Raw genomic sequence first — 13094 nt, 5'->3', positions numbered from 1 at the left:
GTCAGCCCTCCCGCTGCTTGCGCAGGTTGCGGATCTGGTAGATCACGATCGGGATCACCAGGACGAACAGGAACACCGCCAGCGCCGAGCCCTGACCGTTCTCCTGGTAGCGGAACGCCTGGTTGTACATCTCGGTCGCGATCACGTTCGTGTCGTAGTTGCCGTTGGTGGCGGTCCGGACGATGTCGAAGACCTTGAGCGTGGCGATCGAGATCGTCACCACGACGACGATCAGCGCCGGGCGGATGCTCGGAACGGTGATCCGCCAGAACATCTGCCACGGGGTGGTGCCGTCCAGCCGGGCCGCCTCGACGATGTCGGCCGGGATGGCCTTGATCGCCGCGGAGAGCACCACCATCGCGAAACCGGCCTGGATCCACACCATGATCGCGATGAGCAGGAACGTGTTCAGCGGCGAGTCCAGCAGCCACTGCTTCGGCTCGCCGCCCAGGCTCACCACGATCTGGTTGAGCAGGCCGATCTGGTCGCCCTCGCCCCGGTAGGCGTAGACGAACTTCCAGATGATGGAGGCACCGACGAACGAGATCGCCATCGGCAGGAAGATCAGAGACTTGGCCACGGCCTCGAACCGGGCCTTGTCCACGAGGACCGCGTAGATCAGGCCGAACGCGGTGGCCACCAGCGGCACCAGGAGCACCCAGATCAGCGTGTTGATCAGGACCCGGACGATCGAGTCCTCGGCGAACATCCAGCGGTAGTTGTCCAGGCCCACCCAGTTGTCGCTGCCGGAATCCATGAAGGAGAGCAGCGTGGTGCGGATGGCGGGGACCACCAGTCCGACGGCGAGCAGCAGCAGCGTCGGCAACAGGAAGAAGAATGCGAACGCGCCCTCGCGCTGCTTGCGCCGGCGGGGTAGCGGCGCGCCGCTCGCGGAGGCCGCGACCAGCTGCGCCTCCCGGCGCCGGGCGAAGTACGACGGCACCACGTCGAGGAGCAGGAGCAGCCCGCCCACCACCGCGACGAAGGCGATCAAGCCGTACATCAGCATGAGGAACTTCGGCTGCTCCGCCGCGAAGTCGAACTCCATCGACCCTCCCTCAAGGGTTCGGCTAGCAGAGGTGGCCCGGTCCGCGTGCGCGGACCGGGCCACCTGCTAGATCACTTCCAGCTGCCCTCGATGTCGTTCAGGACGGCGGTGGTGTCCTTGCCGTTGATCCAGGCCACCATGCCCTTCCAGAAGGTGCCGGCGCCGACCGCGGCCGGCATCAGGTCCGAGCCGTCGAAGCGGAAGACCGTCTTCTCGTCCTGGAGGATGCCCACGGAGAGCTTGTCCACCGGGTTCGGGACGTTGTTCAGGTCCAGCTTCTTGTTCGCGGAGACCCAGTCACCGATCTTGGCGCGGCTGTTTGCGTACTCGCCGGAGGCCAGGTAGGTCTGCACCGCCTGGACCTCGGGACGGTCGGCGAAGGCCGCGACGAACTCGCCGCCACCCAGAACCGGCTTGCCCTTCGACGGGTCGATGGCCGGGAAGTAGAACGCGAAGACGTCGCCGTCCTCGGCCACCTTGGTGCCCTCGGGCCACTGGTTGGCGTAGAAGGACGCCTGGCGGTGCAGCGCGCACTTGCCGGCGGTGATCGGCGTGCCGCCCTCCTGGAAGGAGGTGGTGGCGATGCTCTTCACGCCGCCGAAGCCGCCGTTGACGTACTTCTCGTTCTTCAGGATGGTGCCGGCCCGGTTGAGGGCGTCAGCCACCTGCGGGTCGTTGAACGGGATCTCGTGGGTGGTCCACTTGTCGTAGACCTCCGGGCCGCCGGTGCGCAGCAGCACGTCCTCGATCCAGTCGGTGGCCGGCCAGCCGGTGGCGTCACCGGACTCGATGCCCGCGCACCACGGCTTGGTGCCGCTCGCCGCGATCTGGTCGGAGAGCTTGATCATGTCGTCCCACGTGGTGGGGACCGTCCAGCCCTTCTCCTTGAAGGTCTTCGGCGAGTACCACACGAAGGACTTCACGTTGGAGCCGAGCGGGGCGCCGTAGAGCTGGCCGTTGACGGTGCTGTACTTCAGCCAGTCGGCGGAGTAGTTCTGCTCGGCCATCGCCTTGGTGTCGGCGCCGACCGGCTTGAGCTTGCCCGAGTCGACGAACCGCTTCAGCAGACCCGGCTGCGGGATGAAGGCGAGGTCGGGGGCGTTGCCGCCGTCGACCCGCACCGGCAGCTGGGCCTCGAACTCGCCGGAGCCCTCGTGGTCGATCTCGATGCCGGTGCAGTCCTCGAACTGCTTCCAGGACTGCTGGAGGCGCTCGTCCTCGATGTCACGGATCGAGGAGTAGATGGTCACCTTCTTGCCGTCGTGACCCTCGTACTTCTCGTATGCGCCGCACTCGGCCGAGCCCGCGTTGCTGCTCTTCTTGTCGTTGCCGGTGCCGCAGGCGGCGACGCCGAGCGCCAGCCCCAGGACGCCGGCGACCGCGAGCGCCTGGCGCGATCTGGCAAACGCCATGCCGATCTCCTTCCTTGCCGGCGCGTGGGGGGATCGAACCCGCGCCGGTCCGATGGTCGTCCTCACATGTAAGCGCTTGCATCGTGTCGGGTCCACCCCTGGCCGGACACGGCCCGGTAACAATCCCGAAACCCTGACCACCGGTGGTGGGTGCGCTCCCACGAATCTTCCCGGGAACGGAACTTTCTGTCAGGATGTCCGCATCATATTGAAGACTTTCAACATTGGAGGCAGTGGATGCGCAAGCGATGGCTCGCCCTCGGAGCGAGCGCCGCGGTCCTGGCAGCGACCCTCGTGCCGGCCGCGCCGGCGATGGCCGCCCCGACGTTCAAGGTCCCGTTCCCGTGCAACCAGTCCTGGTCCGGTCAGACCCGGACCAACCACAGCCCGGCCAACGCGATCGACTTCAACCGCACCGACGACCTGGGCGACCCGGTGGTCGCCAGCGCGCCCGGCACCGTCGACGTGGTCACCAACCTCGGCGACACCAGCTACGGCAAGTACGTCCGGATCAACCACGGCGGCGGCCACACCACCTACTACGCCCACCTGAACGCCTTCAACGTCTCCGTCGGGCAGACCGTCGGCTACGGCCGGGTGATCGGGTACGTCGGCACGACCGGCGGCTCCACCGGCCCGCACCTGCACTACGAGCAGCGTCTCAACGGTAGCTCTGTGAAGATCAAGTTCAACGGCGTCCAGGCGCTCTACTGGGGCACCAAGACCTACACCAGTGACAACGGCTGCGGCGGGACGAACACCGGCGAGGGCACCGTCAACACGGCCGGCTCCCCGCTGACGGTCCGCTCCGGCCCCGGCACCGGCTACAGCTCGGTCGGCACGGTGGCCGACGGGGCGAAGGTGACCATCCAGTGCCAGACCAGCGGCACCAGTGTCACCGGCACGTACGGCACCAGCTCGATCTGGGACCGGATCGGCTCCGGCCGGTTCATCTCCGACGCGTACGTCTACACCGGGTACGACGGTTACATCCCGGGCGTACCCCGCTGCTGAACCCGGCGGGCGCGGAGGCGAGCGGCCCCCGCGCCCGCACCGGTCAGGAGTTCAGCCGCCACACCGCGAGGTTCAGCGCGGACGCGAACGTCACCCAGGCCCAGTACGGCAGCATCAGCAGCGTGGCCGGCCGGGAGATCCGCCGGAACAGGGCCACCGTCACCCCGATCGCCAGCCACATCAGCACGATCTCGGCGAACGCCAGCCCGTACGCCCCGGCGCCGAAGAACAGCGGGGTCCAGATCGCGTTCAGCACGAGCTGCACCACCCACGCCCAGACCGCGGGGCCGAACCCGGCCCGGCGCCAGACCAGCCAGCCGGCGATCGCGATGAGCACGTAGAGCACGGTCCAGACCGGGCCGAACAGCCACGACGGCGGCGCCCAGGCGGGCTGCTCCAGGCTCTGGTACTCGGCGGAGGTGCCCTGGACACCCAGCCCGCCGATCGCGGCGGCGGCGAAGGTGGCGGCGCCGAAGCCGAGCAGCGCCCACCACGTGCGGGCGCCGGTGGTACGCCGGGCGGCACTCTGCGACATCTCCATGACCGAGATGTTTCCGCTCGACCGGCCCGGCAAACGCCCGGGCGCCACCGGACCCGGACGCGGAGAAGCCGGGGTCACCCGGCCCGGGCGTTCCGATCCGGCAGGACGGAACACCCGGGCCCGGCGACCCCGGCGGGTACGGGAACCGCTGTTACGTGTTGAAGATGCTGACGCCGCCCGGGCCGACCAACAGGCCGACGACGATGAGGACGATGCCCCAGAGGATCTGCCGGCGGAACAGGGCGAGAATTCCGGCGACCACCAGTACGACTGCGAGAATCCAGAGAATCAGCTCCATGTCGGCTGAATACCCGTGCGCCCGATACCGGAAACCTCCCGGTCAGTCGACCTGATCACCGCCCAGGTGGAAGACGCTGTACGCCTGTTTGATCACCGGGTGGGCCACGTTGCGGACCCGCACCCCGCCCGGCGTGGTGCCGCGCTCGGTGCCGTGGTGGGCGTGCCCGTGCAGCGCCAGCGCGGTGGGGGCGGAGTCGATCGCCTGGCCGAGCTGGTAGCAGCCGAGGAACGGGTAGATCTCCAGCGGCTCGCCGGCGAGCGTGTCCGGTACGGGGGAGTAGTGGGTGAGCGCGACGAGCGCGTCGCACTCCAGCGAGAGCAGCGCGTCGGTGAGCGCGTCGGCGCTCTCCCGCGTGGTCCGCACGAACGCCTTCATCTCCGGCTCGCCGAAGTCGCTGGCGCACCGCCCGGCGAACCCGCCGCCGAACCCCTTCACGCCTGCCACCCCGAGCCGCCCGCCGGGGGTCTCCACCACCGTGCCGGTGCCCTCCAGCACCGTGATCCCGGCGTCCTCCAGCACCTTCACCACCTGCGGCACCTCGTCGCACTGGTGGTCGTGGTTGCCGAGCACGGTGATCACCGGTACGCCGAGGTCGCCGAACTCCTGGGCCACGCACCGCGCCTCGGCCTCGGTGCCGTGCCGGGTCAGGTCACCGGCGAGCAGCAGCACGTCGGCGCAGCCGGGCAGCTCCTCCAGCGCCGGACGGAACCGGCCCACCACGTCCTGGTCCAGATGCACGTCGCCCACGGCGGCGATCCGGATCACCATCGAACCTCCCTCACGGCAACTCCTCGACCTGGGTGGGCGCCTGCGTGCGGATCACCCCGATGTCGCTGGTCACGGGCGTGTCCGGGAAGCGCTCGGCCACCCGGCGCAGGATCTCCTCCCGCCGGTGCGGGCTCTCCACCTCGCCGTAGAGCACCAGCCCGTTCTCCCGCCGCACCACGGTGATGCCCTGCTCGGCCACCGTCGGGTCCTCGGCCAGCATGCTCTGGATCTCCGCCTCGACGTACTCGTCGGGGGGAACGTCGCCGGACAGTCCGGTCACAGGGTCTCCCTTCCTCCGGGCGCGCCGCCGGGCAGCACGTCCAGCCGGTCGAGCAGCACCAGGAACGCCTCGGCGTACGGCGAGTGCTGCGTCTCCTTCCGTACCCGTTCCCAGTCGATCTGTTCCCGCAGCGAGCGGGCCAGCGGCAGGGCCCGGGCGAAGTCGCAGTAGTGCTGGGAGAAGCTGAGCAGCTTGTGCACCATGAGCTGGCTGGCCGAGAGCACCGGCATGTGGATCGCGTCGACCGGGCGCACGATCGTGTCGGCGAACGTCTCCTCGGTGACCGGGGTCTCCACCGGCCGGTGGATCAGGTCCACCATCCGGTCCTCGTCGTAGACCTTGACCAGCCAGTCCTCCGGCGGGCGCTCGGCGGTGAAGCCGGCCTCGACCAGCGCCTCCAGCGCCCGGTCCACGTCCGCCTCGCGGAGCAGGAAGTCCACGTCGTGGTCGCTGGAGTGGCCGCCGTGCGCGTACACCGCGAAGCTGCCACCGAGCGCGAACGGGATCTCGGACTGTTTGAGCACGGCGGCGACCTTCTTCAGCGTGTGCACCAGGGTCTCGTCCCCGCGCTCGGCCATCTGCGGCTCCCTCGTCGTCATTGGGCGGTGGGACCACGATGCGTACCCGGCGGACGCTCCGGTCACACCTGTTGCGGTGCGATCGGCCCGTCAGGGCAGGAAAGCGACATACGGGCCGGTGTGAGCATCGGTCGGATAACCTCGGGAGGGTGGCCAGCTCACTGCGGACGCGGCGGGGCAGGGCCCGACTGCGCGCCGTCGCCCTGATCGGCATCGACGGCTCAGGTAAGACCACTCAGGCCCATCGGCTCGCCCAGGCGCTCACCGCCGCCGGCCGTCCCGCCACGTACCACCGCAACGCCGGTGGCCGCCGCTGGCTCGGCCGCATCGCGCAGCGGCTCGGCCGCCCGGACGCGGAGCGGCTCGTCGGGCGCGACGGCCTGCTCGTGGTCGAGTCGGTGCTGCGCTGGCTGGCCATCGCGCTCGCGCTGCTCAGCTGCCTGGTGACCGGCCGGACCGCGGTGATGGACAGGTGGTCGGCCTGCCAGTACGCCAGCATCCGGGCGCACGGCGGGCAGCGGTGGGAGCGGCTGGCCCGGGCCGGGTACCGGATCTTCCCGGCGCCCCGGGTGACGTTCCTGCTCACCGTCGACCCCGCCGAGGCGTACCGGCGGATCGAACGGCGCGGCACCGACCACGAGACGATGGCGTGGCTGACCGCCGCGGACGCCGCCTACCGGGAGCTGCCGGAGTACGGCGGCTTCGTGGTGGTGGACGGCAACGGCCCGCCGGAGGAGGTGGCCCGCCGGATCCGGGCGCACCTGAGCGAGTGGCTGCCCGACGACCCGTCCGCCGGTCCCGGTCCGGCTCCGGCGGGGCCGGCTCCGGCCGGCCCGCGACGCCCGGCCGGTGGCGCCGGGCGGGACGGGCCGGTGCCGGTTCAGGCCCGTCCGTAGACCGGGATGCTCGCGCCGCTGGTGGGCGCGGACTCGGGGGAGGCCAGGAAGCGGATCACCGTGGCGATCTCGGCCGGCGGCACCCAGCGTCCGTGGTCGGCGTCGGGCTGGGCGGCGCGGTTGGCCGGGGTGTCGATGACACTCGGCAGCACCGTGTTGCACCGCACGCCGCGTTGCCGGTACTCGACCGCCACCGTCTCGGCGAACGCCCGCACCGCGGCCTTGGCGGTGGCGTAGCCGGAGGCGCCGGGGAACGGCGAGACCGCCGCCCGGGCGGAGACGCAGACCACCGCGCCGTCGCCGGACGCCACGAGGTGCGGCAGCGCCGCCCGGGTGACCAGGTACGTCGGGCGCAGGTTGAGCCGCAGCATCCGTTCGAAGTCCTCGACCGGGGTCTCGTGCACCAGGCCGCCGGCGGCGTACCCGCCGACGAGGTTGACCACCGCGCGCAGCGGCGCGGCCGGCTCGGCGGTCGCCGCCTCGACCGCCCGCGCGGCCCCCTCGGGGGTCAGCAGGTCGGCCACGACCCGGACCGGGCCGTCGTCCGTCCCGGGCTCCCGCTGGGGTACGACCACCCGCCAGCCGGCGTCGAGGAAGGCGGCGGTGACCGCGCCGCCGAGCCCGCCCGTGCCTCCGGTCACCAGCACCGTGCGTTCCGTCATGGACACACGCTAGCCAACGGCTGTGCCGACCGACCGGTGACCCGCGCGCGCCGTCCGGTCCGCCCGGCCGAGGCCGACCAGGCAGGCCGTGCCGCGCGACGGCGGACCGGCACGTCGGGCGGCAGGAGTGACTCGACCGGACCGGATGAGGCAGTGGGGCTGCGACAATGGGATCCTTGGCCCGGGGGCGGGTACGGAAGACAGTAAATTTCCCGATACGCGGTGTCATGGTTGACGCTCACGCCTCGTGAAAGTAAGTTTCATCCGTGGCGAAGAGTCCGAAGATTTCTGCGAGTCACGAGACCGGTGGACTGATCGTCCACATCAGCGGCCTGCTGCCCTCGCTGTCCCCGGCCGAACAGCGGGTGGCCCGGCTGGTCGTCGCCGATCCGGCGGACGCGGCCCGGCGTACGATCACCGACCTCGCCACCGCCGCCGAGACGTCCGAGGCGACGGTGATCCGCTTCTGCCGCTCGGTCGGCATGGACGGCTACCCGCAGCTGCGGATCCGGCTCGCCGCCGAGGCCGCCCGCCGGGTCGAGCCGCCGGACGCGCGGGTGGTCGGCGGCGACATCCCGCCGGGCGCGGACCTCGCCCAGATCATCGCCACGATCGCGTTCAACGACGCCCGCGCCGTCGAGGAGACCGCCGAGCAGCTCGACCCGGCGGTCTGCGAGCAGGTGGTCGAGGCGATCGGCGCGGCCGGCCGGATCGACGTCTACGGCGCGGGCGCCAGCGGCTTCGTCGCCTCCGACTTCCAGCAGAAGCTGCACCGCATCGGCCGCATCGCGTTCTACTTCCCGGACGTGCACACGGCGCTCACCTCCGCCGCCCTGCTGGGCCGCGGCGACGTCGCGGTCGGCATCTCGCACACCGGCACCACCTCCGACGTGATCGAGGTGCTGGAGCAGGCGCGGGCGCGCGGCGCCACCACCGTGGCCCTGACGAACTTCCCGCGCTCGCCGATCACCGAGGTCGCGGACCACGTGCTCACCACCGCCGCCCGGGAGACGACATACCGCTCCGGCGCGACAGCGAGCCGGCTGGCCCAGCTCACAGTGGTCGACTGCCTCTTCGTCGGTGTGGCCGCCCGCAGCCGGGCCCGGACCAAGAAGGCCCTGGAGGCCACCGCCGAGGCGGTCCAGTCGCACCGGGTCGGTCCCGGGCGGAGGCGGGGATGACGGCGGGTCGGGTGGAGCGGGACGGCGTGGCGGCGGTACGGCCGGTGGTGCGCGTCGGCGCGCCGACCGAGCGGCGCAACCCGCACAGCGTCGACCTCGACCTGATGTCCACCCGGGACGTGCTCACCGTCATCAACGAGGCGGACCGGCGCGTACCGGCCGCCGTCGCCGCGGTGCTGGACGAGATCGCCGAGACGGTCGACCTGGCCGTGGCCGCGCTGCGTGACGGGCACCGCGTGCACTACTTCGGCGCCGGCACCTCCGGTCGCCTCGGTGTGCTCGACGCCGCCGAGCTGGCGCCCACGTTCAACTCGCCGCGGCACTGGTTCTGCTCGCACCTCGCGGGCGGCCCGGAGGCGATGTGGCGCGCCGTCGAGGACGCCGAGGACGACGAGCGCGGTGGCGCCGCCGACGCCGCCGAGTGCGTACGCCCCGGCGACCTCGTGGTGGGCCTCGCGGCCAGCGGGCGCACCCCGTACGTCCTCGGGGCGCTCGCCGCGTCCCGGGCGCAGGGGGCCGGTACGGTGCTGCTCTGCGCGAATCCGGAGGCCGAGGCCGCCGCGTCGGTGGACGTCTTCATCGGGGTGGACACCGGCCCGGAGGTGGTCACCGGGTCGACCCGGATGAAGGCCGGCACGGCGCAGAAGCTGGTGCTCAACACGTTCTCCACGGCCGTGATGGTGCGTCTGGGCCGGGTCTACTCGAACCTCATGATCGACATGGTGGCGACGAACGCCAAACTGCGCGGCCGCATGATCTCGATTCTGGTGGAGGCCACCGGCTGCGCCGAGGAGGTGTGCCGGGTCGCCCTGCGGGAGGCCGACGGCGACCTCAAGACCGCGCTGGTGGCGCTGGTGTCCGGCGCCGAGGTGCCCGCCGCCCGGGCCGCGCTGGCCCGCTCCGCCCACCAGGTACGCGGCGCGCTCGCCCTGCTCGCCTCCTGACCGTCGCCGGCCCCTCGCCGCGAGCCCGGCCCGTCCCGGTGCGTCCCGCCCCGTCCGCCCGATCCACCCGCCCGGCGCATCCGCCCGGCGGGTGCGACGCGTATCACGTGCGGGAGGGGGACGACTCCTCCCGCACGGATTGTTCAACGAGGCGGAGGGTAATCCTTGAGCATGGCTGAACCGACCGGTCCGCAGGCGCGTATCTCGCAGTGACCAGGATCGCAACGACTCGGTGACGCGGCTCGCTGTGTTCATGGAACAGGCAATGGTGCCATTCCATGGGCGACCGGCGATTTCGCAGCTCGGGTGTGTGCCGAAAACGGCGCCCGCGAGCCGCCCGAACCGGGCCGGTAACAGGAAACATGGACCGGGCTCTCAGCTACTACTCAGGCATTCGTGACAGTTTCGACTCACGACATGGAATCCCCGACGCGTCACATCTGTTGTGTAGGTGTCAGCACCTACGGGCACAGCGGAGGTTACGGGGAGGGCTGATGAACGTGGGGATGGCAAGGAACCGGGCAACCGGCGCGAGCGAGGGGACCGTGGCAATCGTGGACAAGAACATCGGCATGCGTACCGACGAGGTCGCCGAGGAGCGGGACCTGGTCGGCGTCTACCTGCACGAGATCTCCCGGACGCCGCTGCTCGACGCCGCCCGGGAGGTCGACCTCTCCAAGGCGATCGAGGCCGGCCTCTACGCCGAGCACCTGCTCGACGAGGACCGGATCCCCGAGGGCGCCGACCGGGAGGACCTGGAGCGGCTGGTCGTCGAGGGTGAGCGCGCGAAGGACCTGTTCATCCGCGCGAACCTGCGACTGGTCGTGTCGATCGCCCGGCGCTACGTGCGCTCCGGGATGCCCATGCTGGACCTGATCCAGGAGGGCAACACCGGCCTGGTCCGGGCGGTCGAGAAGTTCGACTACGAGCGCGGATTCAAGTTCTCCACCTACGCGACCTGGTGGATCCGTCAGGCCATCAGCCGGGCGATCGCCCAGCAGGAGCGGACCGTACGGCTGCCCGTGCACCTGGTCGAGGACGTCAACCGGATGCGCAACGTGGCCCGGCAGCTCACCCGAGAGCTGGGCAGCGACCCGGAGCCGGAGCAGATCGCGACCGCGCTCGGCGTCACCGTCGAGCGGGTGAACGAGCTGGTCCGCTGGTCGCAGGACACCGTCTCGCTGGACACCCCGGTGGGCGACGACGGCGACACCAACCTCGGTGACCTGGTCGCCGACAGCGACGCGCCGTCGCCGGAGGAGATCGTGCTCACCGGCCTGGAGCGGCAGCGGATCGAGGGCCTGCTCAACCACCTCGACGACCGTTCCGCAGGCATCATGCGGGCCCGGTACGGCCTGGAGGACGGACGCGAGCACTCGCTGACCGAGGTCGCGTCGCGGTTCTCGCTCTCCCGCGAGCGCATCCGCCAGCTGGAGATCCAGGCTCTCGGCCGGCTGCGTGAGCTGGCTCGCGCGGAAGGGCTCCAGGCGGCCTGACCTGGTAACAATGAACGGCGAACGGCCGGCGTCCGACAGGGGGACGCCGGCCGTTCGCCGTGTTCGTGGTGCTCAGACCCGGCCGTAGCCGGCGATCGTCATGATGTTCATGCCGCGCTTGCTGACGTTGCGTCCGGCGCTGGGCGCGTCGATGATCTGGCCGTTGCCGACGTAGAGCGCCACGTGCCCGAGCCCGGAGTAGAACACCAGGTCACCCGGTTGCAGCTGGCTGCGGCTGATCCGCGTGGTGGCCCCCCACTGCTGCGCCGCGCTGTGCGGCAGCGACTTCCCGGCGGCCCGCCAGGCGGCGAGCGTCAGACCGGAGCAGTCGTAGCTGCCGGGGCCGTCCTGGGCGTAGCCGTAGGGCTTGCCGACCGCGCCGTAGGCGTACCGCACCGCCGTGCCGGCGTCGCCGGAGACGGCCGGCGGCTTGCCCGCCGAGCTGGGGCTGCCGGGTGCCTCCGTGGCCCGCCCGTACGCCTTGCGCCGCATCTCGTAGAGGTCGGACAGGTCCGCCTCGATCCGCGTCTTCGCGGACTTGAGCTGCTTGGCCTGCGCCGCCTCCCGGGCGAGCGTGACGTCCAGCGCGGTCTTCTGGTCGATCAGCCGCTTCTGGTCGGCGGTGAAGCTGTTGATGGTGCGCTGCCGCTGGCGGGTGAGCTGGTCGAGCGTGCCCAGCCGCTCCGGCAGGGTGGCCTGGCCGCCCGGGTCCAGCAGGGCCGCCGCGGTGCGCATGCCACCGGTCTTGTACGCCGTCGCGGCCAGTACGCCCACGTCGGCGCGGCTGCGTTCGGCCTGTTCCTGCAGCGGCCCGATCCGGGCCTCCAACGTGGCCGCGGTGGCCTTGTTGGCCTTGATGTCCTCGTTGAGCTTGTTGTAGGACTCGACGATTCGCTCCAGCTCAGTCGAGGACTTCTCGATCTGCTTCGTCAGCTCGGCGGGGGTCGGCTCGGCCCGGGCCACCTGCGCCGGGGCGAGCAACGCGGCCGAGAGGCCGGCCACCGCCAGCGAGCGGAGCAGCATCCGTAAGGACGACAAGAGCGGAAAGCTCCTCTCCCACCGGTCGCCGGGCGCGTTCGCGACCCGGCGACACCGGCCCGGGGCCGTCCGGGTGGACGGCTGTCGACCGGGCCGACCTGGACAACCTAACCCGTGATCGCAGTAGCCGGGAGTTCAAGCAGGGGCGAAAGTTGGCAAAGTGGCGGAAAGTGATGAGGGGGAGCCGGTGGGTGGATGAGGCGACTCGCCCGATTCGTCGTTCTGGGCGGATGTCGCCAGGCCACGCCAGGCGAAGTCATGACAAAGACGGAAATCGTTCTCTGTTTCCGGCCGGCGCGGCCGGGCCGGTGATCCCGCGACAGCCGAAACCCCGAGGTCAGGTGGCGCGAGGCAAACACAATGAAGCCCGGACGGGAAATCCCACCACGGGATCCCTGCTCCCGGGAGGCCGCCGTGCAGACCGACCGCTCCGCCACCCAGCCGCCCCGCGCGCCGCGACCGGCCGGACCCAGGCTGCTCTACGCCCGGCCCGGCATCGTCGTCACCGCCGAGCGCTTCACCGTCGGCCGCAACACCTGGCCGGTGGCCGAGATCACCCAGCTCCGGATCGACCGGGGGCCGCACGACCGGCTCGCGATCCGCGCCGTCGCCGTGTCCGCCGCGATGATCGCCGCGGTCGGCCTGCTGCTCGGCTTCACCGGCGGCCTGCACCGGCTCACCGCCGGGGCGTACCTCCTGCTCGGCGCCGTCGGGCTGGTGCCGATGCTGCTCGTGCTGGTCGGCGACCGCGTGCGGCCCCCGGCGCACGAGCTGTGGGGCCGGGTCCGGGGCACCGAGGTACTGCTGTTCAGCAGCGACGACGAGCGGCAGTTCGGCCAGGTCGCCCGCGCGCTGGGGCGGGCCCGGGAGGCGGCGCGACTGGGCGGCTGGGCCGACCCGCCGGCGGCCGAGCCGTGGCGGCCGGCCCGGTGACC

Annotated in this window: 14 protein-coding genes and 1 pseudogene; 6 read left to right on the top strand and 9 right to left on the bottom strand. The window is 71.3% G+C overall.

Annotation, left to right across the window (positions count from 1 at the left end; genetic code table 11):
* Window position 1: 1 nt before the first annotated feature.
* Both ACPCK6_RS09050 and ACPCK6_RS09045 read right to left on the bottom strand, forming a co-directional pair.
* On the bottom strand, window positions 2-1048 hold the full coding sequence (locus ACPCK6_RS09050) for a carbohydrate ABC transporter permease (protein WP_423480841.1): 1047 nt from the start codon (window positions 1046-1048) through the stop codon (window positions 2-4).
* 71 nt (window positions 1049-1119) lie between these two features.
* Entirely contained in the window at window positions 1120-2460 is a 1341-nt protein-coding gene (locus ACPCK6_RS09045) for an ABC transporter substrate-binding protein (protein WP_194800665.1), read from the bottom strand.
* Between the two features lie 237 nt (window positions 2461-2697).
* Between ACPCK6_RS09045 and ACPCK6_RS09040 the strand changes: the two genes are divergently transcribed.
* A complete protein-coding gene (locus tag ACPCK6_RS09040; RefSeq protein ID WP_013288162.1) occupies window positions 2698-3474 on the top strand; it encodes a M23 family metallopeptidase in 777 nt (258 codons plus the stop codon).
* Between the two features lie 43 nt (window positions 3475-3517).
* Here the strand turns inward: ACPCK6_RS09040 and ACPCK6_RS09035 are convergent, their stop codons facing one another.
* The 5 genes and pseudogenes from ACPCK6_RS09035 to ACPCK6_RS09015 all read right to left on the bottom strand — a co-directional run bounded on the left by ACPCK6_RS09035 (window position 3518) and on the right by ACPCK6_RS09015 (window position 5942).
* Window positions 3518-4015: a TspO/MBR family protein gene (locus ACPCK6_RS09035; RefSeq protein WP_318335435.1), complete on the bottom strand. Its 498-nt coding sequence runs from the start codon at window positions 4013-4015 to the stop codon at window positions 3518-3520.
* Between the two features lie 151 nt (window positions 4016-4166).
* On the bottom strand, window positions 4167-4313 hold the full coding sequence (locus tag ACPCK6_RS09030; RefSeq protein WP_013288160.1) for a GPGG-motif small membrane protein: 147 nt from the start codon (window positions 4311-4313) through the stop codon (window positions 4167-4169).
* Window positions 4304-5084 (bottom strand): annotated as a pseudogene (locus ACPCK6_RS09025) (metallophosphoesterase family protein). Before ACPCK6_RS09025 ends, ACPCK6_RS09030 begins: the two are co-directional and overlap by 10 nt.
* Window positions 5085-5094: 10 nt before the next feature.
* Window positions 5095-5304, bottom strand: coding sequence for a hypothetical protein (locus ACPCK6_RS09020; RefSeq protein ID WP_225853111.1), 210 nt, complete (start codon window positions 5302-5304; stop codon window positions 5095-5097).
* A 56-nt stretch (window positions 5305-5360) separates the two neighbouring features.
* Entirely contained in the window at window positions 5361-5942 is a 582-nt protein-coding gene (locus ACPCK6_RS09015) for a nucleotidyltransferase (RefSeq protein ID WP_043328811.1), read from the bottom strand.
* A 149-nt stretch (window positions 5943-6091) separates the two neighbouring features.
* Between ACPCK6_RS09015 and ACPCK6_RS09010 the strand changes: the two genes are divergently transcribed.
* Complete coding sequence (locus ACPCK6_RS09010) at window positions 6092-6838, top strand: dTMP kinase (RefSeq protein WP_423480840.1); 747 nt, start codon at window positions 6092-6094, stop codon at window positions 6836-6838.
* Here the strand turns inward: ACPCK6_RS09010 and ACPCK6_RS09005 are convergent.
* The gene (locus ACPCK6_RS09005) at window positions 6823-7500 is read right to left on the bottom strand and encodes an SDR family NAD(P)-dependent oxidoreductase (RefSeq protein ID WP_423480839.1); all 678 of its coding nucleotides are present in this window, start codon (window positions 7498-7500) and stop codon (window positions 6823-6825) included. The two genes, ACPCK6_RS09010 and ACPCK6_RS09005, sit on opposite strands and share 16 nt — an antisense overlap.
* Before the next feature lie 266 nt (window positions 7501-7766).
* Here ACPCK6_RS09005 and ACPCK6_RS09000 point away from each other — a divergent pair, with 266 nt between their 5' ends.
* The 3 genes from ACPCK6_RS09000 to ACPCK6_RS08990 all read left to right on the top strand — a co-directional run bounded on the left by ACPCK6_RS09000 (window position 7767) and on the right by ACPCK6_RS08990 (window position 11121).
* Complete coding sequence (locus ACPCK6_RS09000; protein ID WP_135241721.1) at window positions 7767-8681, top strand: MurR/RpiR family transcriptional regulator; 915 nt, start codon at window positions 7767-7769, stop codon at window positions 8679-8681.
* The gene (gene murQ / locus ACPCK6_RS08995; RefSeq protein WP_135241720.1) at window positions 8678-9625 is read left to right on the top strand and encodes an N-acetylmuramic acid 6-phosphate etherase; all 948 of its coding nucleotides are present in this window, start codon (window positions 8678-8680) and stop codon (window positions 9623-9625) included. Before ACPCK6_RS09000 ends, murQ begins: the two co-directional genes overlap by 4 nt.
* 506 nt (window positions 9626-10131) lie before the next feature.
* Window positions 10132-11121 (top strand): sigma-70 family RNA polymerase sigma factor, encoded by a 990-nt coding sequence (locus tag ACPCK6_RS08990; RefSeq protein WP_194800735.1) that lies wholly within the window; start codon window positions 10132-10134, stop codon window positions 11119-11121.
* Between the two features lie 72 nt (window positions 11122-11193).
* Here the strand turns inward: ACPCK6_RS08990 and ACPCK6_RS08985 are convergent, their stop codons facing one another.
* Window positions 11194-12159, bottom strand: a complete 966-nt coding sequence (locus ACPCK6_RS08985) for a C40 family peptidase (RefSeq protein ID WP_396881298.1) — start codon at window positions 12157-12159, stop codon at window positions 11194-11196.
* 414 nt (window positions 12160-12573) lie between these two features.
* On the opposite strand from ACPCK6_RS08985, the gene ACPCK6_RS08980 reads away from it, so the two are divergent.
* Window positions 12574-13092, top strand: coding sequence for a DUF6232 family protein (locus tag ACPCK6_RS08980; RefSeq protein WP_396881299.1), 519 nt, complete (start codon window positions 12574-12576; stop codon window positions 13090-13092).
* The last annotated feature ends 2 nt before the right edge of the window (window positions 13093-13094 follow it).

The sequence above is a fragment of the Micromonospora sp. AB353 genome, assembly GCF_049538395.1.
Classification (GTDB): domain Bacteria; phylum Actinomycetota; class Actinomycetes; order Mycobacteriales; family Micromonosporaceae; genus Micromonospora; species Micromonospora aurantiaca.
The sequence above is the reverse complement of the archived record's forward strand: the minus strand, read 5'-3'. Positions and strand labels throughout refer to the sequence as shown.

Bases quoted from the DNA above. Each gene is read 5' to 3' on its own strand.
- ACPCK6_RS09020 (WP_225853111.1), bottom strand. From the start codon at position 5,304: ATGCTGGCCGAGGACCCGACGGTGGCCGAGCAGGGCATCACCGTGGTG.
- murQ (WP_135241720.1), top strand. From the start codon at position 8,678: ATGACGGCGGGTCGGGTGGAGCGGGACGGCGTGGCGGCGGTACGGCCG.
- ACPCK6_RS09015 (WP_043328811.1), bottom strand. From the start codon at position 5,942: ATGGCCGAGCGCGGGGACGAGACCCTGGTGCACACGCTGAAGAAGGTC.
- ACPCK6_RS08990 (WP_194800735.1), top strand. From the start codon at position 10,132: ATGGCAAGGAACCGGGCAACCGGCGCGAGCGAGGGGACCGTGGCAATC.
- ACPCK6_RS09005 (WP_423480839.1), bottom strand. From the start codon at position 7,500: ATGACGGAACGCACGGTGCTGGTGACCGGAGGCACGGGCGGGCTCGGC.
- ACPCK6_RS09030 (WP_013288160.1), bottom strand. From the start codon at position 4,313: ATGGAGCTGATTCTCTGGATTCTCGCAGTCGTACTGGTGGTCGCCGGA.
- ACPCK6_RS09040 (WP_013288162.1), top strand. From the start codon at position 2,698: ATGCGCAAGCGATGGCTCGCCCTCGGAGCGAGCGCCGCGGTCCTGGCA.
- ACPCK6_RS09050 (WP_423480841.1), bottom strand. From the start codon at position 1,048: ATGGAGTTCGACTTCGCGGCGGAGCAGCCGAAGTTCCTCATGCTGATG.
- ACPCK6_RS09035 (WP_318335435.1), bottom strand. From the start codon at position 4,015: ATGGAGATGTCGCAGAGTGCCGCCCGGCGTACCACCGGCGCCCGCACG.
- ACPCK6_RS09045 (WP_194800665.1), bottom strand. From the start codon at position 2,460: ATGGCGTTTGCCAGATCGCGCCAGGCGCTCGCGGTCGCCGGCGTCCTG.